Raw genomic sequence first — 18,705 nt, 5'->3', positions numbered from 1 at the left:
CTACAGAGGAATGTTCAGGTTCAGGTAGATGAGCTTGCTGGTCTCGCGAACGCGGTCCATGCGCTGGCTCGCTACACCGATGCCGTAGGCGAGCGATGCGTGCGCGCTGAACTGCCACTGCTGTTCGAGGCGAACCTCCCACAGCATGCTGGTGCTGATGTCGGTCTGCCGGTAGCCACCGACCGTTGCATAGGCGCGGTTCGCGAGCGACTGGTCCGCGTTGCGCCACGAGGTCCACTGGTACATCGCAGTGAGCTGCGCGGTCAGGTCACGATGCGGACTGAAGTACGCGGCGTTCGTGAGCGTGTTGCTGCTGGTGTTCAGCTCGACCCAGGTCGCGACGAGGTGGCTGGGCGTGTTGATCAGGCGCTCGTACCACGTCGCCACCCACGACTGATTGAGGTTCGAGTCGCTGTAGCGCGCGGCACCGTAAGCGAGTTCGAAGTAGCGGTAATCGTCCACGTCGTAGCGGATCTCGCCCGTCGCCGCGCGGCCCGTTACGCCCGCCTGATAGGCCTTCCACGGCAGCGTGTTGACGTTGCTGTCGACGCCCGCCGAGAATTTCCAGTGATCGTCGGGCGCGAAGCGCAGACTGCCGGCGCCGCCCGTTTTCGCTTGCGGGCCCGTCGAGCGGTCCACTTCGGCGGCTGCATCGATGCCATGAAAGCGGAAGTCGCCACCGATGCCGTTGCGAATGCGGCTCACGCTGTTGCCGTCGCCGGTGTTTGCGCGTCCGCTGAACTGATGCGCGAAGACGCGCCAGTAGTTCGCGATCGGCATCGAATAGAGTTGCGTATCGACGCCCCAGTCGTTGTCCGCGATGACCGAGTTACCCTTCTGTCCGTTCGCCGCGATGATCAGTTGCGGGCTCCTGTACGCCTCGAAGTCGCGTTGAAACGTCTTCACCGTGTTGTTGTCCGGGAAGCGGTCGCCGAACGTCGCGTTGACGTCCGCGGCGCGGTCGTACTGATTCAGTTGCAACGCGGTCCTGCCCAGGCCCGCAAGCGTTTCGACGTCGCCGGGGTGATCGACGAGCGTGCCCGCGTAGACCTGCTCCGCCTGATGCGGGCGCTGCTGCACAAGCGTTGCATCCGCTCGTGCGCTGATCAACGCGGGATCGAACGGCGCTTCATGACGCAGTTTGTCGAGCGCCGCAACGCCTTCGCGCGTGCGGTCCGTGTAGAGCAGGTACTGCGCCTGCAGCTTCTTCACACGGCCATAGTCTTCGCTGACGTCTTCCGGATGCTCGGCGAGATCCGCGCGAATCGGCGTGCTCGCCGTGATCGACTTCAGTAGTTGCTGCGCATTCTCGAAACGGCCCGCGTCGAGGTAGGCAAAGAAGAGACCTTCCTGCACGTCGATGCGCTTGAGCGCGTGCGGTTCGAGCGACGGCGTGAGTGGCTCGACGGGCGTCTGCAACGCACGCTCGTAAGCCGGCGCGGCCTTGCGCGGCTCGTCGACATAGGTGTAGGCGTCACCCGCAGCGGCGTAGGTATGCGCAGGCATCGGTTGCGGCGAGCGCGCGAGATCTTCGTACAGCGCCGCCGCTTCCTTCATGCGCCCGACGCCTTGCAGTACCGCGACACGTTCGGCGAGCACCGCACGGCGCAGGTCCTCGTAGTCTTCGCCGGCCGGCATGCGACCGAGCATGTCGTCGATGTGGTGAAGCGCGGCCCGGGTTTGCGCAAGCCGATCGGGCTCGTCCGTGGCGAGCGATTGCTGACGTCCCCAACGCACTTCCGTTTCAACGACGAGCGCTTCGATCTGCAGCAGATCATGTTCGGAGAATGCATCCGCACTGGCACGCGCCTCCTGCAACGCAAGTTGCGGAGCGCCCGCGCTGGCTTCTTCAAAAACGCGTTGGCGAAGCTGGTCGCGTTCGGACACGACCTTCCCTTGTGCAACCGTGGTTTTCGCGATGGTCCCTTCCGCAACGTTCCCCGGTGCTTCGGACGCAGTGGTCGGCTGCGCAGCGCAGTAGTCGCGCATCAGCAGCATCAGCAGCAGGGCTGTCGCCTTGACTGCCGCGTGCTTGCGTCGGCTAGAGCTTTTCGTTTTCATGGTTCCTCGTTTGTCGATACCGACGTTCAGACAAATCGAGGCCGTGCGTCATGCAAATGACGCATGGAGAACATTCAGAGAGCCTCGGAGGTCTGGCGTGCGGCGTGGAAGTTCAGCGTCTTATTCAGCATCCGGTCACTGCTTCGCAACGACCGGGTCCACTTGCGCGGCGAGGCATGTAGCGAAGTTCGTACCAGGCGGTACCCGATCCTTCACCGGCAACGATTCGACTGCCGAAAGATTTTGCGGCGCAACGACCCGCCGCTATATTCGTTTCATCGGTGAACGGTTCGACGAACGTGAAGTCATCGTCAGGGACGCGAATAGCCAGTTGTCACGAAGGGCTCGCTCGACGCAGACCGATGCACAGCAATGGCCTGCTTATGCAATTGAAATAGAGATCCGAGTGTTTCAAAGGTGATACAGCGCACCAGCCATGTATCAATGATGATGCGTACGGCGAAAACATCGCATCGCTTCGACGCCGTTTCTACGGGTCGAAAAAACCGGATGAAATCGATCTTGAACGGAAATAAGCCAGACCATCTCGATGCTGAAGTGCGCAGAACACTTCTGAAACATTTGCCGCAAAGTCGTGTCGCTATGCTTGTGGCAACGTCCTGGCGGCGCAGCGTTCACATGTGGGCAAACGCACAGAGACAGCATGTGCGCGTTGTGTATTGTCTCGCTGCGGAAGAAAGAAGAGAACAAATCGGCGACTCTCCGAGAGGCGCGAAGATCGCCATAAGCTTTACATCAGTGGTACTGATTAACAATGCGTGAGGCATCAGCGCGCCGCCCCCGCCTGTGCCCTGCCCGACTTCACACGCCAGTTCGCGACTGCGCCGAGCGCCATCAGCAGGCTGGTGCCGAGAAACACCGCGCGCATGCCGATGTGGCCGCCGACGAAACCGCCTAACAGCGGCCCGGCCACCTGCCCCGCGTACTGCGACGACACCGAGTAACCGAGAATCGCGCCCGTCACGTGCGCCGGCACGTTGTGGCGGATCACGCTCGCGATGCACGGCAGCAAACCGCCTAACGCGATTCCCATCAGGAAACGCAGCACGATCAACTGCCAGCTCGCGGTGACGAACGCCTGCGGCACGAGCAGCAGCGCCGAGACGGCGAGGCAGCCGACGATCACATTCCAGTGCCCCGCGCGATCGGCGAACTTGCCCAGCCGTGACGACGAGATCATGCTGCCGAGCGCCGCGCCCGACATGACGAAGCCCGCGACCATCGTCACGCTTTGCGGCTTCGTGAGCTGGGCGACGTAGACGGTGATGATCGGCTCGATCGACATGTTCGCGACCATCAGCAGCAGACCTGTGGCCAGCATCGCGATGGCCGGCCCCTTGTCGTCGACCGATGCCCACGCGCCCTGCTTCGGCGCGCTGCCCGCGCGCTTGCGAACCGGCATTTCGCGGATCAGGAACGCCGTCGCGAGAAAGGCCACGAAGATCGCCGCGCCCGATGCCCAGAAGGTCGCGCGGATGCCGATCAACGGCGGCAGGAAGCCGCCGATCAGCGGGCCGACCAGATTGCCCGCCATGATCCCCGACGACAGTACGCCGAGCGCCCAGCCCGAACGCGCCTTCGGCGTCTGCGTCGCGACGAGGATCATCGAGCCCGACGCATAGCCGCCCAGCAGCCCCGCGAGCAGCCGCAACGCGACCAGTTGCCACGCCGAGTGCGCCATGCCGATCAGCGACATCGCGACCGCCATGCCGAGGCTCGAGCGAATCAGCATCGGCTTGCGGCCGTAAAGGTCGGCGAGCTTGCCCCACAGCGGCGCGACGAGCGCGGCACTGAAGAAGGTCGCGCCGAACGCGGCGCCGGACCACTGCACGATCGCCGCGTGATCCTTGACGCCGAGTTGCTCGACGTAAAGCGGCAGGAACGGCAGCAGCAGCGTCATCGCGACGATGGTCGTGAACGAGCCGAACACGCATACGCCAAGATTGCGCTGCCAGTGCGCGGTGGCTTCGTCGGCCGTCGTGGCCTGCGCTTGCGGCGGCAGCGGTTCCGCCGATGGGACGTCGAGCTTGCGATTCATCTTTGGGAGTTTCCAGGTTGACTAGAAGCCGGTCGAGCTATCGAAAGCATCGTAACGGCGTGCGGTGCCATCAGGCAGTCAACCCGTCATCCTGGTATCGCTAATACCTCCTCCATAACTAATGGCCCGCGCGCGACGTACTGTGCGACGTCTGCGGCGCGGCCGCGCATCCGATACCCCGACCGCACCGCCCGGCAGATCGGCCCGCTTCGTCGAACTCACCGCATCCGGATAGAGCTGCATCAGCACGCGCAGCACGCCATTGGTCCAGCCGAAACCGTCCTGTAACGGATACTCGCCGCCGCCCGCGGACTTTTCGCTCGCGTCGCCGCCGAAGCGGGTGTTTATTGCCCCATTTCTTTAAAAGCGCTAGCGACTAGCGCTCTGGACGGGGTCGCCGGGTGTGCCGATCTGCTTCCAGCGAAATCGCGCATTCGGATGAAGCAGCCGAACGGTGTGTGAGCCTTGCATTACTCAATAGGGACAGTTCTTTGTCCGCCAGATCGTAGTCCCTAGCGGACATTTCTTGCGCTTGATTTTTGATGGCCTAGGAGTAACCTCACGTTATGCTAATAGTAATATTTCCAAGAGGTGGCTACATGAATAACGCACACAACGTTATCGACGCTTCTCGGCTCGTTGCAGCTTTGATCCTCGCCGGCATGGCGGCCTCGGGCGCACAAGCGCAAAGTTCGAACGCGGCACCGGCTGCGGCATCTGCGCCGGGTCTTGCAACAGCCGCTCAGGCGTCGTCAAACGCACTGAACCCATTCCCTCATGGCACGCACCCGTCTGGCGTCGGACCGAAAGTGCCGCCAGCCTTCGCCCTCGATGGATCGGACGTAGACAAACAGAACGGCGGAGACAAGATCAATCCGAATAAATTCCTCGACGATACCGGGCCGGCGGTGGATACGCCGTACCAAGCTCCCGAAGCAGCGACTAAAGCTACATTGAGCCGGACACCAGGGGCCGTCGCCGCGCCAACCTTTACGACGACCGACTGGCCGACGTATGGCATGAACAGGCAGCGGACTGGGTATAACTCAGTCGAGACGGTGCTCACCCAGACCAACGTGACGACGTTGAAAGAGCACTGGACGTCACCTGTCCTGGACGGTGCCATCCTGACTCAGCCGGTACTGGCTACCGGGGTGATAATCAACGGGATGCCAACCGATATCGTCTATGTTGCGACAGAGGGGAACACTACATGGGCACTGAATGCCGCGACAGGGAAGGTCATTTGGAAAAGCGCCCCTATCCCTCAAGCTATCTTGACGTCGAACTGCACCGGGCTGTTCCAAGGCAAGATCGGGGTGCAGGGCACGCCCGTCATCGACCATGCCAACAACCGGATTTTCGTTGCGAGCGGGCGAGGCTACCTGCATGCGTACAACCTCCAGACCGGCGTGGATCTCCCGGGCTTCAACCTGCCACTTCTAGACGCAGCCAACGCTTCTCCAAGAACGATGGTCTATGGCGGCTTGACGCTCAGTCCCGATAGTTCGTCGATATACGTGGCGACAGCCGGCGACCCCTGCGATACGGAGCCGTACCATGGACAGGTCGTCCGCGCGTCCACCACCAACCCAGCTGCGATTCTGCAACGCTGGTACCCAGACGGCGCAAGCGGGCCAGACGGGGGCGGTATATGGGGTGTGGGAGGCGTATCGATTCCGCCTGATGGAACGGTCGTCTATGCACTCACGGGCAACGCATTCGCCAATCCGGAAAATGCCGCGTTCGCGGAGCACGTCGTGAAGCTCACGCCGACCCTGGCGGTAGCCGCGTCGAACTCGCCGCTTAATCCGCCCAGCTCGGACTCCGACTTCGGCGCTACAGCATTGCTCTTCCAGCGTCCCACCTGCCCGACGATGCTCGCGGCCTACAACAAGTCCGGCAGCCTGTTCATTTATAACCGAGCCACTATTCAGCAGCAGGGCCCCATTGAAAAGTTGACTATTTCCCTCAGTTCAGTCGAGGGCAGCAACATAGGCCTTCCTGCATTCGACCCGGTGCTAAATCGGCTTTACGTCGTGTCCCCTGGCGGTTCGGGGAGCAACAACTTATACCAACACGGGGTCATTGCACTGTCGATCGACAGCAACTGTACTGTGAACCCCAAACCCGTGTGGCAGGCGCAAGTCGGCTTGAACAGATCCTCGTTCAACCCGGCTATCCCGCCCGTCGCCGCAAATGGTGTGGTGTATTACGCAGACGGTTTGGGCAACGACTTTTACGCATTGGATGCAGCGGACGGGACCATACTGTTCCACCGCCAATACACGCCAGTTCAAACCGGCGAGGGTAACTTCGCGTCGCCGATGGTCGTGAACGGGCAAGTCTTCGTCGCTGGTAGCGACCACGTGGTTCATGCCTATGGCCTCTGACTGCTAAATTCGTTAGGAATACGGTACCTTTTTCGCAAGAGTAACCACTCTGCCCTTATTGCGCGCAGTGATTCGCAGTATCGCGCCGCTGCGCGCGTCCTGCGGACACATCGCAATTCGATGTCGTCGACGCAGGCATTGCCGCGAGCGCTTCACGACATCGCGAATCTTTTTTAATAGTTGATAGCAGCGCGTTCCTTCGCGCTCGGGTCCTTTATTCACAGTGCCCTGACATCGAGTTCGACGAGCCTATCGTCTTAGCTCACTTTGTGGCTGCCATGAAAATGGAAGAAATATTTCGATGTACGAATAACAGCGTCGCAGATTTGACTGCACTCCTTAAAAATCAGATTGAAAAGATAATTTCTCCAACCGATACCGGTGGGACCAGCACGTTCGTTCCCCTGCCGACAGAAGGGATCAAGCTACTGAATTTCGTTTATCGAGAGCCCACGCTGGAAAACGTCAAACGCATGATGAATGTGTTTGTTTATGATCCTTCGGCACTGACCGATGACCTGCTGCAACAGCGTGTCAATAACTTGCAAGCCAACAAGCACCACGTCGAAAACTGGGTGGCGAGTATGGCAGCAAACCCCAGGCAGTTCACAGACTACCAACTGCGATTGTCGGAGATCAAGGCGCCGACACTGATCGTCTGGGGTAGAGAAGATCGATTTTTGCCCTTTGACATCGGGTTGCGTCTGCTATCCGGATTGCAGGAGGGGTCGCCGGCCCGAAGCGTGGGTAGCATCACGGGTAGGAGGCGGTCGGGAACGGTTGAGGTGGCACATGGCGACGCTTTCCGGGCGGCAGTCGGCGTTTGCTGCCATCCGCCATGATGGTTTGGCGGATTTTAGCGCACTGAAATGTCCGATAATTCATAAAACGTCCTCCCCGCAGTTGATTGGCTTAGAACAGCGACGCGCTATGGAATACGGCTTCACTTCATCTTCGCTTGTACTATGATGAACCGGTGTGTTCCGTCCTGTCTCTTGAGTAGTCGCGATCGGTGCTGCGACCGGAGGCGCGGTTATTAGCATCGGCACCGTTGGTGTTGGCATATTCGTGATGCACGTGATGCCAGGTTCGGTGCCTTCCGATATTCGCATGTATGTTCCTTGGGCAATGTGCTCGTCGCTACCTACGAAGGAGTAGCATGACTGCATCCGGTTCTAACGTGGCATCGAGGCGAGTCGCCATTCTGGTCCTGCTCTGTCGCGACTACGCAGCGCTCGAACTCACCCTCGCCAGTCACATGGCGTACCGGCCAACAGGCGTCGAGTTCATCCTGCTTCAGAACTGCCGGGGCGGCTATGACGCGGAACGCACGCTTGCCGTCGCGCGGCGCTACGCAAGACTTTTTCCGGGCATCGTTCGGGTCGTCGACGACATTCCGCCTGGCCCACCCTATCGCACGATCAAAAAACTACTCTCGCAACCGGCGCTCGCCGAAATCGACTTGATCTGCAAGGTGGACGACGACGCGTTCCCGATCGCCGGCGAGTGGCTCGACAAGATGCTCGCCACGTACGACGCGGCGGAAAATGAAAGCGCGAACGAGCTTGCCTACGTCACCCCGCTGATCAACAACAACAACTGGGGCTTCCCTGAGGTGATGCGTGTGATGAACCTGGAGCGCGAGTACTTCACGAGCCAGGCGCATTCCCATTTCGTCGGAGCCGACGGGGACAAGCGCTTTCCGATGCGAATCATCCCTGCGGAGCAGATCGAGATCGGCACCAATGGCACGATATGGGGCTATCCGCACATCGCGCGCTGGCTGCATGAACGGACCACGCTTCAGCCTGATGCTTTCATCGCTGCCACGCGGGACCTCGAACCTTGCGAAGTGCCGTCAGAATCGCGCTATTCGATCGGCTGCATTCTTTTTCGCAAGCGGTTATGGGACATGATCGACGACGGTGGGCTCGATGACGAGCACATGATGCATGTCTACTGTGCGCGAAACCGGTTGCGAATCGTCTGTGCGCGCAGCGTGCCATTCGTGCACATCGCGTACTTCTCCCAGCGCGAGGAGAACCGCGACATCGTCGATGCCGCTCGCGCGCTTTACGACGCGAGGCTTGGCCATCCCTTCCCGATTGCACTCTACGCGGACCGTGAACGCGATATCGAAGCACGGCTGCGCTGGCTCGAAGATCACCCGCCGCAGGCCACCAAGGGGACGCTTGAAGCGTCGAAGCGTGTGAGCCGCGCGATCTATCGGCGAGTGCGCGCGCTGTGGAAAAACGGTCGCCGAGCGTGGTATGTCGTGACTGGCAAGCGCGATGCGACGAGCGGCCGACGCTCTCCGTCGCCATGACGATGCGCAAGATCCATCCCCGGATCTTCTATTGCTTCGTGAGAAGCCTCAATAGCCGCTGACCCTGCGAAATGCGCCATCTGGCACATAACGCGGAGCGCGCTGCTATCTATCGAATCGAGTGCGCACTGCGCTTGTTCATGGCGGTGACTCTGATGCCGTCAACTATCCGAACGATCACGAATACACGAGGATTACGGAGTTCAAGTACCTCACCGGGCAGCAGCATCAGGGAACCTCGATCGTCAGGGAGTATCCGCGAGCCGAAGGCGAGTCGTACTATCCGATTCCACTCTGGCGGCTCAGGCGGTCAAGGTTTTCGACGATCAGCGTATCGCCGGGTACGACGTCACCGGCCTTGATACGCTCGATGAACGCGCCGAGCGCGCCGCCTTTCTTTACGTGCTCGCCCTTGTGAGCGGACTTGCCGCGGTCCTCCATGTGTAAAGAGCGATCGAGTATCAGGCCGTGCTGCTTGGCCCACGCTTCCGCGTAGGCATCCTGCCGCGCGATCGAGCTACCGTCTGCCTGCTGTGAACTCGAAAAACGGGCGCATGTATAGATTCGTGGCGTATTGCTTATCGCGCTTTGCGCTTTCGTTGACATGGTTCATCTATCCTGTGGCGTACTAGCTATATTCAGCAAATCTATTCGCGGCAATCGAGCTTCGTCGAACTCATCGCGTCCGGATAGAGCTGCATCAGCACGCGTAGCACACCAGCGGTCGAGCCTTCGCTTCCATTCGGCTGAAGCCCTTGCTGGACGGAGCCCTGCGGGCATTCATCTATTGTGCTTTGAGGTCCAACGAGCTTGCCGGTGCGCTGGTAGTACGCGACGTCGGTGCGGATCCAGCGCGTCGCGATATCGCGCGCGAGTTCCGGCTCGCTATAGCGGCGCAGCCCGATCACCGCGAGGTATTGCAGCGGCGCCCAGCCGTTCGGTTCGTCCCACTGCTGGCGGTGTTGGTCCGCCTCGTCGCGAGGCCGCCCGGGCGCAGCAGATCGCGCCGGATCGTCTGCGCCACTTCACGCGCGTCGTTGCGTGTCGCGACGCCGGCGTAGAGCGGATACACGGTTTTGCCTACGTAGCGTGTTCTGCCCCGCAGAACCTTCATCGACGCGCGCATTCCGTATTGCGCGAGCGTCTGATGCAATTCCGACCACGCCATGCTGTGGTCCGCTGAGGCGACCGGCCGTGTATGCAACACGGCAAAACGGTCGACAATGCCAACCTTCCCTAGCGGGGCGACCTGTTTGGGCCACAGGTAATCCAGACCCCAGCCGGTGCTGGTCCATCCAAAGCTGTCCTTTATCGCATGCAAGGCATTCGACGAGAAACATGGCACCATCACTTCCACGAAATTGGTTTCACGAAACTCGAACGCCCTGTTCTGCAACGTCGTTGCGTGACTGAAGTAGCTTCTCTGGTCGAGAGACGGTTGCGCGAGTGCGAAATTCTCCCGTTCTACATAGTCGAAGAACTCGTTGAGCGTTTGAACATCGGTCAGGATATCGTCGTCCGGGAGCCAGATGTAGCGGTATTGCAAAACCAATTCGGCGTTTCGCAACATGAAGTCGTGAAGACCATCCCACTTTGATCCCTTGAATCGATGTATGGTTTTAGCAAAGTCGTCCGCAAAATTTTTGTCTTTCCCGTAGTAACTCAGTATCAGGTCAAAGCGCGGGGTCTTTCCGCCGCTGAACCATTGCGGATGCAAGGAGCGGTCTCCACACCTCAGAACGACCAGGTACTTTTCCATCTTCCGAACTCCCTATGCGATGCTCCGAATCTTCCAGTCAGTCCCAGGAAAGCTCTCAGGTGCCCGCTAGCACTCGCTGATTGCTGCGCCCTGGATGAGCCCTTCCGCAGCTTTAAGCGCCGCACCAACGACCTGGTCCATGTTGTAGTAGCGATACTGCGCGAGCCTGCCCACAAAAGTAATATCGGCAACTGTCTCCGCAAGCGCGTTGTAGCGCAGGAACAATGCCTCGTTTTCCTTGCGTGGAATCGGGTAGTACGGCTCACCTTCGGCTCGCGGATACTCCCTGACGATCGAGGTGCCCGGATGCTGCTGCCCGGTGAGGTGCTTGAACTCCGTAATCCTCGTGTATTCGTGATCGTTCGGATAGTTGACGGTACCTGTCGTCTGAAAGCGCTCCAGGTCGCTCAGATGCTGGTGCTGAAAATCCAGGCTGCGGTACGGCAGCTTGCCGAAGCGATAGCCGAAATACGCGTCAATCCGTCCTGTGTACACAAGGTGTCCGCATTCGATACTCGCTTTCACCTCGTTATAGTCGGTCGACAGACGTACCTCGATGTCCGGACTGCCAAGCATCCTTTCGAACATCGCGGTGTAGCCTTGCGCCGGCATGAATTGATACGTATCGGTGAAGTACCGGTCGTCGTCGTTCGAACGTGTCGGGATTCGCGCAGCGACACCCGCGGACAGTTCAGAAAGATCGAGTCCCCATTGCTTGCGCGTATAGCCACGGAAAAACTTCTCGCACAGATCGCGGCCAACGCTGCTGAGCACCGCGTCTTCGCTGGTGGAGACGGTTCCTCGCGGTTCACGTACCGACTCGAGAAACGCCACGGTGGCCTGCTCGTTCAGATCGAGGCCGTATAACGTGTTGATCGTCGTGCGATTGATCGGTATTGGATAGAGATCCCCGTCTATACAAGCCTTTACGCGATGCTCGTAGAAGCGCCAATCGGTAAAACCCGACAGGTATTCGAATATCCGCTTGCTGTTGGTATGAAAGATATGCGGACCGTACGGATGGATCAGCACGCCGTTCTCATCGTGCCGGTCGTAGGCGTTGCCGCCTATATGATTCCGTTTGTCGACGACGAGCACGCGTTTTCCGCTTGCCGCGAGGCGTTCGGCACAGACCGCGCCCGCAAAGCCGGCGCCTACGATAAGGAAGTCATATTTCATCTGTGCGCACCCTCGTTTGGAAAGCCGGAACCTTGCATTTGATCAGGTAAAGCGCCATCGAGGCCGTGACGAGAAACTCGGTGGCCAGCGCTGACATTGCCGCGCCCTGAGCGCCGTAAAACCATACAAGCGGCACGAGGATGGCAAGATTGAACAGGCCGGCGACGATCAGGATCTCGCTGACCTTCTTCTTCATGCCGAGCGGCAGCATCAGCTGAACGCCGAATACACCGCTCAGCCCGATGAGCAGTGGCATCGGCGCCATCCACTTCAGGACGATCACGGCCGGTTCGTACCCGGAGCCCATCGCGATACGAACGATCAACTCGGCGCCGCCCCACAGCGCGACCGAAGCCAGCAACATGGACGAGCCCGCCAGGTAAAACATCTTGCGCACCAGCGCAAACGCCTTGGCGGAGTCTTCGGAAAAGAGCGCCGTCACGCGCGGGTACACCGCGTTGGCGACCGGTCCGAGCGGCGCCTGGGCGACGTTGCGGATCTTGTCGGCGACGCCAAAGAAGCCAACAGCGGCATCCCCCGCAATAAATCCGAGCACCACGCTATTGGTGGTGGTGTACAAACTGATCGCTGCGGTGGAAATGAACGTGTGCCAGCCGTCACGAAGCGTCTCCAGGATCTCCGCCTTGCCCGGCACCATCGCGACAATCATCCGGTCTTTTACGATCAGGAACGAGGCGACGAGTCCGGCAGCAACCACGCTCATCGAGCTGATCAGCGAGGCGATCCACGTGTCGGCCGGCGAGTGCACCAGGACGAACGTGAGCGGAAGCAGCAGCAGCCGCGCGCTCAGCATCGAAACGGTAGTCAGCGTCATCTGCTCCAGGCCCTGGAACAGCCACTGCGGAAACAGCACCGTTCCGATCACGACCGGATAGGTCGCCAGCAGAACCGGCAGCAATTCGCGCAGTCTTGCCACGAACAACGCCGCTAACAGCAGCATCGCGAGGCAGACCACCGCGATCAGCGCCTTGGCGCCTTGCGTCGCCCAGAAGATCTTCGACACCGCGTACCGGTCATTCTGGACCCGTGCGACGTGGGCAGTCGATGACCAGTTGAAACCGTAGTCGGTCAGCAGTACGAGGTAGCCAATGATGGCTTGTGCGAAGATGTATGCGCCAAAGTGTTCTGGGCGCAGCACGCGCAACAGGTAGGGAACGGTTGCAAGCGGCAGCAGCATGTTAGCCGCCTGCAGGATGGTCAGCGCGACGATGTTCTGTCGGAGTGGATTCGCCATGGTTAGACCGTTTTCAATACTTCGATGAAAGTTCAGGACAAGCGCGGCATAAGCATAAGTCCATCATATCTGTCATACGCACAGGGTCACCAGATTTCGTCGTCAGTAGGCGCGGCCCGTTGGGGTACGCAAACGCCGTGCCTTTCAGAGGGTTAAACGGATACTTCCAACGCGCTCTGCGTTATGTGCCAGATGGCGCATTTCGCAGGATCAGTGATGATTGAAGCGTCTCACGAAGCAATAGAAGATCCACGGATGGATCTTGAGCATCGTCATCGCAACGGAGAGCTTCGGCCGCCCGTCCGCATACATGCCGATCAGGTGCTTCATACGCAGCTTCTTCGCCATATAGGATCGGGCTCGCGAGCTCGTAGCTCGGCGCGGTCATAGCGGCCTGAAACGCGATCGTGCGGTATCCGAAGATGTATCTGAGCCGGAACAACAGACGTTTGTAGTCGGACAGGCTCCTGGAAGCTTCGGTTTCTCCGGGCCAAGCGATGCCCGTTGTTTTGCTCTGCAACTCTGACCTCAATCTTCGTCACCATCGTTGCCGTCAAGGCCGTAGCGCCGTTTGTCCCGGCAATCCCAGCGGTGACGACCTGGGAGTCCGGTGATCTTGCGGATCCTGAAACCATCGGCGACATACAGCGCTCCGTCACGCCCGAACGCGAGCCCCCTTGGACCCGACAGCATCGCCTGAACCGCGAGACCGCCGTCACCTGCGTAGCCCGCCGCACCAACCATGCACGAATGGGACATCTCATGACACACACCCTTGGATCTGTCCTGACGCAAGTAGTCGACGGAATGATCCGTCGACGCCCGTAGCGGGCGATCAGCCGGAAGGCAAAGTTTGAATATAGTCCTTGGCGCGAGGGCATTTGAAACACTGACCCGAAGCGCTGAAGATCTGGCGCGTTTGTTCGAGTGTATGCGTCATCCAGTTCAATGAGCCATGCGAGAAAACTTCACATGTCCAGCGGGCGAAGCCCTACCGGGCGGTGACAAAGCTCCAAAGCCCTGCGCATTCTGTATCGCTGAACGTGTATTGCGGCATCGCTTTCTTCAGCACGATTCCTGTCGGATCGACGCCGACATTCAGGACACGGCAGAACGAGCCCAAATCGTAACGACTCGGCGGGCCGCCGCGTCGGCGGGTATCGCTGAGAAGATACTGGCTTGTCAACGGGGGCGCAAAAGACGCTGCGTTGTCCGCGTGGCCGTGGCATCCGCCGCTATATTCGTTTCATCGATGAACGGTTCGAAGAACGTGAAATCAACGTCAGGGACGCGAATAGCCAGTTGGCACGAAGGGCTCGCTCGACGCAGACCGATGCACAGCAATGGCCTGCTTATGCAATTGAAATAGAGATCCGAGTGTTTCAAAGGTGATACAGCGCACCAGCCACGTATCAATGATGATGCGTACGGCGAAAACATCGCATCGCTTCGACGCCATTTCTACGGGTCGAAAAAACCGGATGAAATCGATCTTGAACGGAAATAAGCCAGAACATCTCGATGCACGAGTGCGCAAAAACACTTCTGAAACGTTCGGCGTAGATGTGTCGCAACACGTGCGGCAACCTATTCACAGCGAAGCGTTCACATGTGGGCTAACGCACAGAGCAAGCATGTGCACGTTGTGTATTGTCCCGCTGCACAAGAAAGAAGAGAACAATCGGCCACTCTGAGAGTATCGCGAAGATCGCCATAAGCATTACATCAGTGATACTGACTAACACGATGCCGTATAAAACGATACGCCGGGCGTGAATATCGAACCGCCGATAGATGCCATTGGCACCGGCTTGCGCGCACCCGAGATACTTGAACCCGAGCAGCCAGGAGTACGCAGCTTGATCGCGCGTGGACTTGTTCGATGATATTGTTCAAGAACTTCAACTGCCGGATCTTGATGGGCGTTTCGCGCTGATTTCGCGCGCAAGATCGCACCACTCCGAGGAGTAACTTGTGCCGCTCGCCTCCGCTACTTCCCGCCTTGCCGCCGACGCGCCCAACTACGTCGTCGCCATCGAGGCTGGCCACCACGCGCTGACCGGCGACGAAGGCCCGCACGAAGGCGGCCAGGATCGCGGTCCCGCGCCATTCGCTCTGGTGCTGTCCGGGCTTGCCGCGTGCACGGCCGCCACACTCCGCATGTACATGCAGCGCAAGACGTGGCCGGCCGCCACGATCGCCGTTGAGGTCAGCCTGCATGCCGATCACGACGGGACCCAGTACATCCGCCGCGGCGTTGCCGTCGACGGACCGCTTGAAGAGGCGCAACGCGCGCGCCTTGCCGAAATCTGCGAAAAGACGCCGGTCACGCTCTTCATCAAGCGCGGCACGCGCATCGACACAACACTGCGCATTGCATGACTGGCGAAAACGCGCTACCGCTGCGGTACGCGGTCGCGCCACTCGCCCCAATGCGTGACGATGTCCTGCACGAGCGGATTGCCTGTGAGGAACAGATTGTTGATCGCGATGGTGAAGCCGCCCTGCGACGCGTAGTTGAGCAGATTGTCCGCGCTCGACTGGCCCGCATACGGCCGGTCGAAGTCCGAGCCAGCGCGCAGCACCGCTACACGTTTCAGGTCAACGCGATGCGCGCTCGCCGCGCGCGTCAGCGCCTCGAAGGTGGCGTTGTCTTCCTGCTGCGTCGTGCAATAGGTGCCCTTGCCGTCGGTCAGGATCTTCGTCCATTGCCGCGCGCGCTCGCCGAGCTCGGTGCCCGACCACCAGGTATCGCCCGCCAGCGTGTCGCACTGGATCACGGTCGGCGGACGGTTCGCGGGCGCATAGCTGTACTTGGCACGGGCAGCCTGCGCCTGTGCGTCGTCGGTGAGCGTCACGTTGCGCGACAGCGCGAATGCCGCGTTCGAAAGCGCGGAATTGAGTTGGAACACTTCGGTGCGATAGTCGAGCGGCGGCTTCTGCGTCGGGCCCGTCGTGTTGATGCCGAGATAGCCGGTATTCCAGCCCGGTGGAATTTCGCGTCCGTCGATCTCCCATTGAATCCCGAAGTCGACGAGCCAGTTCGCCCATGCAGCCGAACCGACGGTCCCCTGAAGCGGATCAATACCAGCGATGCCCGCCACCATGAAGTACGTATGACGCAAGTCGAAACGCGGCGAGAACGTCAGCGCCATGATCGACGCGGCGGCATTCGCGTGCCCCATGCCCGTCGTCATCACGCAGACCTCCTGGCGATTGCAGTGTACGGCGGGGTAGTCAGGGGACAGACCCGCGACCGAGATGTCCTGCCACGGTCCGAGATGATCGAGCCACACCTGGCCTTCCGGACCGAACATCGAAATGATCATCACCTTGACCGGACGGCCATGCGACGCGCCGTCGTCCTGCGCGAAGCCGTCGTCGGCATGCGCGATGACCGGTGCAACTGCTGCGCCTGCCACGAGCAACGATGAAATTGCAGCACCAAAAGCACGATTTAGCATAAGAGGTCCCACCTGATATGTAAGAACTGCGGTTCCGGAATGTGATTCGCGTGCCAATTTTCGACTGACGTCGTGGCTTTTTGTCGGTGTGCAGCGTGGGACCTGGGCGTGAGCCGTTCAGGTGACTGTGAGTATAGGCAGAGAAAAATGTGAATGGGCAAGCGCCAGCGAATTTCGACGCGCACGACACGGCAACGGCGGAGACAACGTGCAGCGACTGACCACCAACGGACAACCGCCGAATACCGAAGCCGAAGAAACGACGCGCGCATCGCCGCCTCACCGGCGCCTTCGTGTGTTGCACGGGAGTATGCTGGTGTTTCTAGCGGGCGGGCGTATCTGCCACGTCCGTGATGGGACGAATGCGGGAGACGCGCATGGATGTGCCGAATAACGAATTCGTGCTCGTGGGGAGCCTCGAAGAGCTGAGGGCGAAGGAGCGGCTCGTTGTGCAGGGTGGCCATGGTCCAATCCTCGTCATCCACGATCGCGGGCGCATCTTCGCGCTCGACAATCGTTGCCCGCACATGGGCTTTCCGCTCGAGCGCGGCACTGTCGAGGATGGCATCCTGACCTGTCACTGGCACCATGCCCGCTTCGATCTGCAAAGCGGCTGCACCTTCGACCTCTGGGCGGACGATGTACCGAGCTGCGCGGTCGAGGTGCGCAATGGCGACGTCTGGGTGGCGACCACGTTCGGTCACGCCGATCCCGCGGCGCACTGGCGTCAGCGTCTTGCGGACGGTCTCGCACACGACCTCGAACTCGTCATCGCCAAAGCCGTGCATGGTCAGTTCACGGCAGGTGTACCAGTGACCGATATCGTTCGGCAAGTGGCGCTGTTCGGGGTGCAAAACCGCGACGGCTGGGGCGTGGGTCTCACGATACTCACGGCGCTCGCCAACCTGTTGCCTGTGTTGCCCGCGGACGACGCCTATCTCGCCCTGTTCCACGGCGCACGTCGTGTGGCAGCGGACTGCGAGGGCGAGGCGCCCCGGCGCGAACGTGCACCGCTTGGCAGCCGGCCGGAGCCAGCCGTGCTCCGGCGGTGGCTACGCCTTTGGACAACCGTACGCCACCGCGAGGCGGCCGAGCGCACCTTGTTGACGGCGATTGCCGCTGGTGCTTCACCCGCTGTGCTCGCCGATGCCCTGCTTTCGGCCGGTACAGAACGGGCGTTCGCCGACACGGGTCATTCGCTCGACTTCATCAACAAGGCGTTCGAGTGCCTCGACCGGATCGGTTGGGAGCACGCATCAGCTTTACTGCCCACGATCGTCGCCCAAATGGTCGGCGCCCGTGGCGCCGAGGAGTCGACCGCCTGGCGCCAGCCCGTTGATCTCGTCGAGCTGTGTGAGGAATCAGCCGGCCAGATGGCGCAACTTCTGGCTGACAGTCACACCTTGCAAAGCTGGTCCAACCACGCGGCGCTCGCCCGGGAACTGCTCGACGACGACCCAGCGAAGATCATTGATGCGTTGAAGGAAGCGATCCATGCCGGCGCCACTCCTGCAGACCTGGGACAGTCACTTGCTTATGGCGCGGCGCTGCGCGTGGCCCGGTTCGGCAATGCTAACGAGCACGCCGACTGGGAAACGGCGCACCACGTCTTCACCCATGCCAACGCGGTCCACCAGATGTTCAGGCGGATCGGGACCGAAGGCATCGACGGTAACGTCGCGATCGCGCGCGGCATCTTGCACGGCGCCATGGCGCTCTACCTTGCTCGCTATCTGAATATGCCACCGGCCCGCATCCCGGGCGAAGGCAACGATCAGCTCGACGACCTCCCTGCCGATCAGAAGTCGATCCACACCGCGTTACTCGACGCCTTTGACCGGCAGCGACAGATCGATCTTGCGGCAAGGCTGGTAGCGCGCCATCTCACGCTCGGCTATCCGCCACAGGCGTTGATCGCCACGCTTGCGCGGGCGGTGCTACGCGAAGATGCGGGGTTCCATGCCTATCAGATGCTGGAGGCTGGCGTCCGGCAGTTTACTGTGTGGGGCAATACCGACGAGGGCCGGCATATTCTGATTGCGGTCGTCCGCTATCTCGCGGCCCATTCACCGACTGAACGCGCGACGCTGCAGACGGCCGATATCGCACAACGTCTGATGCGGGGCGGCGAAATACATCAGGGAGCGGCAGCGACGTGACGGCTGTCAGTGCAATGGAGTTGATTGAACTGCACCCAGGGCTTCTGCAT

General features: G+C 60.3%; 13 protein-coding genes and 3 pseudogenes. 6 read left to right on the top strand and 10 right to left on the bottom strand.

The window, feature by feature from the left end; all coding sequences use genetic code 11:
* The 3 genes from pgaA to OKW43_RS36355 all read right to left on the bottom strand — a co-directional run bounded on the left by pgaA (position 1) and on the right by OKW43_RS36355 (position 4,468).
* Positions 1-2,061: a poly-beta-1,6 N-acetyl-D-glucosamine export porin PgaA gene (pgaA, locus tag OKW43_RS36365; protein WP_429453348.1), complete on the bottom strand. Its 2,061-nt coding sequence runs from the start codon at positions 2,059-2,061 to the stop codon at positions 1-3.
* A gap of 787 nt (positions 2,062-2,848) precedes the next feature.
* Positions 2,849-4,120 carry an MFS transporter gene (locus tag OKW43_RS36360; RefSeq protein ID WP_429453346.1) on the bottom strand — a complete coding sequence of 424 codons (1,272 nt, stop codon included), beginning with the start codon at positions 4,118-4,120 and terminating at the stop codon, positions 2,849-2,851.
* A gap of 78 nt (positions 4,121-4,198) precedes the next feature.
* A complete protein-coding gene (locus OKW43_RS36355) occupies positions 4,199-4,468 on the bottom strand; it encodes a trehalase family glycosidase (protein ID WP_429454734.1) in 270 nt (89 codons plus the stop codon).
* 251 nt (positions 4,469-4,719) lie between these two features.
* Here OKW43_RS36355 and OKW43_RS36350 point away from each other — a divergent pair, with 251 nt between their 5' ends.
* The 4 genes and pseudogenes from OKW43_RS36350 to OKW43_RS36335 all read left to right on the top strand — a co-directional run.
* Positions 4,720-6,513, top strand: coding sequence for a PQQ-binding-like beta-propeller repeat protein (locus tag OKW43_RS36350; RefSeq protein WP_429453344.1), 1,794 nt, complete (start codon positions 4,720-4,722; stop codon positions 6,511-6,513).
* Positions 6,514-6,890: 377 nt separating this feature from the next.
* A pseudogene (locus tag OKW43_RS36345) lies at positions 6,891-7,232 on the top strand (alpha/beta fold hydrolase); the annotation flags it as partial.
* A gap of 440 nt (positions 7,233-7,672) precedes the next feature.
* Positions 7,673-8,839, top strand: a complete 1,167-nt coding sequence (locus OKW43_RS36340) for a hypothetical protein (RefSeq protein ID WP_429453342.1) — start codon at positions 7,673-7,675, stop codon at positions 8,837-8,839.
* Positions 8,840-8,999: 160 nt separating this feature from the next.
* A pseudogene (locus OKW43_RS36335) lies at positions 9,000-9,131 on the top strand (UDP-galactopyranose mutase); the annotation flags it as partial.
* Here the strand turns inward: OKW43_RS36335 and OKW43_RS36330 are convergent.
* The 6 genes and pseudogenes from OKW43_RS36330 to OKW43_RS36305 form a co-directional block, all read right to left on the bottom strand.
* Positions 9,119-9,445 (bottom strand): recombinase family protein, encoded by a 327-nt coding sequence (locus OKW43_RS36330; protein WP_429453340.1) that lies wholly within the window; start codon positions 9,443-9,445, stop codon positions 9,119-9,121. The pseudogene OKW43_RS36335 and the gene OKW43_RS36330 overlap by 13 nt on opposite strands.
* Before the next feature lie 41 nt (positions 9,446-9,486).
* Positions 9,487-9,768, bottom strand: a pseudogene (locus OKW43_RS36325) (trehalase family glycosidase); the annotation flags it as partial.
* Positions 9,744-10,598, bottom strand: coding sequence for a hypothetical protein (locus tag OKW43_RS36320; RefSeq protein ID WP_429453338.1), 855 nt, complete (start codon positions 10,596-10,598; stop codon positions 9,744-9,746). The gene OKW43_RS36320 and the pseudogene OKW43_RS36325, both read right to left, overlap by 25 nt.
* Positions 10,599-10,664: 66 nt before the next feature.
* Complete coding sequence (glf, locus tag OKW43_RS36315) at positions 10,665-11,777, bottom strand: UDP-galactopyranose mutase (protein WP_429453336.1); 1,113 nt, start codon at positions 11,775-11,777, stop codon at positions 10,665-10,667.
* Entirely contained in the window at positions 11,767-13,032 is a 1,266-nt protein-coding gene (locus OKW43_RS36310) for a flippase (RefSeq protein WP_187633512.1), read from the bottom strand. Before OKW43_RS36310 ends, glf begins: the two co-directional genes overlap by 11 nt.
* A gap of 528 nt (positions 13,033-13,560) precedes the next feature.
* Positions 13,561-13,791, bottom strand: coding sequence for a hypothetical protein (locus tag OKW43_RS36305; RefSeq protein WP_246530000.1), 231 nt, complete (start codon positions 13,789-13,791; stop codon positions 13,561-13,563).
* Positions 13,792-15,006: 1,215 nt separating this feature from the next.
* Between OKW43_RS36305 and OKW43_RS36300 the strand changes: the two genes are divergently transcribed.
* Entirely contained in the window at positions 15,007-15,414 is a 408-nt protein-coding gene (locus tag OKW43_RS36300; protein ID WP_187633513.1) for an OsmC family protein, read from the top strand.
* Between the two features lie 14 nt (positions 15,415-15,428).
* Here the strand turns inward: OKW43_RS36300 and OKW43_RS36295 are convergent, their stop codons facing one another.
* Entirely contained in the window at positions 15,429-16,496 is a 1,068-nt protein-coding gene (locus OKW43_RS36295; RefSeq protein WP_429453333.1) for a purine-nucleoside phosphorylase, read from the bottom strand.
* Positions 16,497-16,873: 377 nt separating this feature from the next.
* Here OKW43_RS36295 and OKW43_RS36290 point away from each other — a divergent pair, with 377 nt between their 5' ends.
* The gene (locus OKW43_RS36290) at positions 16,874-18,655 is read left to right on the top strand and encodes a Rieske (2Fe-2S) protein (protein ID WP_429453331.1); all 1,782 of its coding nucleotides are present in this window, start codon (positions 16,874-16,876) and stop codon (positions 18,653-18,655) included.
* Positions 18,656-18,705: the final 50 nt, after the last annotated feature.

Source organism: Paraburkholderia sp. WC7.3g (assembly GCF_050436345.1).
In the GTDB taxonomy this organism is placed as follows: Bacteria; Pseudomonadota; Gammaproteobacteria; order Burkholderiales; family Burkholderiaceae; genus Paraburkholderia; species Paraburkholderia podalyriae.
This window is presented reverse-complemented; position numbering and strand designations above follow the sequence as displayed.

Coding starts and splice junctions, on each gene's coding strand:
- pgaA (WP_429453348.1), bottom strand. CDS start 2,061: ATGAAAACGAAAAGCTCTAGCCGACGCAAGCACGCGGCAGTCAAGGCG.
- OKW43_RS36320 (WP_429453338.1), bottom strand. CDS start 10,598: ATGGAAAAGTACCTGGTCGTTCTGAGGTGTGGAGACCGCTCCTTGCAT.
- OKW43_RS36340 (WP_429453342.1), top strand. CDS start 7,673: ATGACTGCATCCGGTTCTAACGTGGCATCGAGGCGAGTCGCCATTCTG.
- OKW43_RS36290 (WP_429453331.1), top strand. CDS start 16,874: ATGGATGTGCCGAATAACGAATTCGTGCTCGTGGGGAGCCTCGAAGAG.
- OKW43_RS36305 (WP_246530000.1), bottom strand. CDS start 13,791: ATGTCCCATTCGTGCATGGTTGGTGCGGCGGGCTACGCAGGTGACGGC.
- OKW43_RS36360 (WP_429453346.1), bottom strand. CDS start 4,120: ATGAATCGCAAGCTCGACGTCCCATCGGCGGAACCGCTGCCGCCGCAA.
- OKW43_RS36350 (WP_429453344.1), top strand. CDS start 4,720: ATGAATAACGCACACAACGTTATCGACGCTTCTCGGCTCGTTGCAGCT.
- glf (WP_429453336.1), bottom strand. CDS start 11,777: ATGAAATATGACTTCCTTATCGTAGGCGCCGGCTTTGCGGGCGCGGTC.
- OKW43_RS36330 (WP_429453340.1), bottom strand. CDS start 9,445: ATGTCAACGAAAGCGCAAAGCGCGATAAGCAATACGCCACGAATCTAT.
- OKW43_RS36295 (WP_429453333.1), bottom strand. CDS start 16,496: ATGCTAAATCGTGCTTTTGGTGCTGCAATTTCATCGTTGCTCGTGGCA.
- OKW43_RS36310 (WP_187633512.1), bottom strand. CDS start 13,032: ATGGCGAATCCACTCCGACAGAACATCGTCGCGCTGACCATCCTGCAG.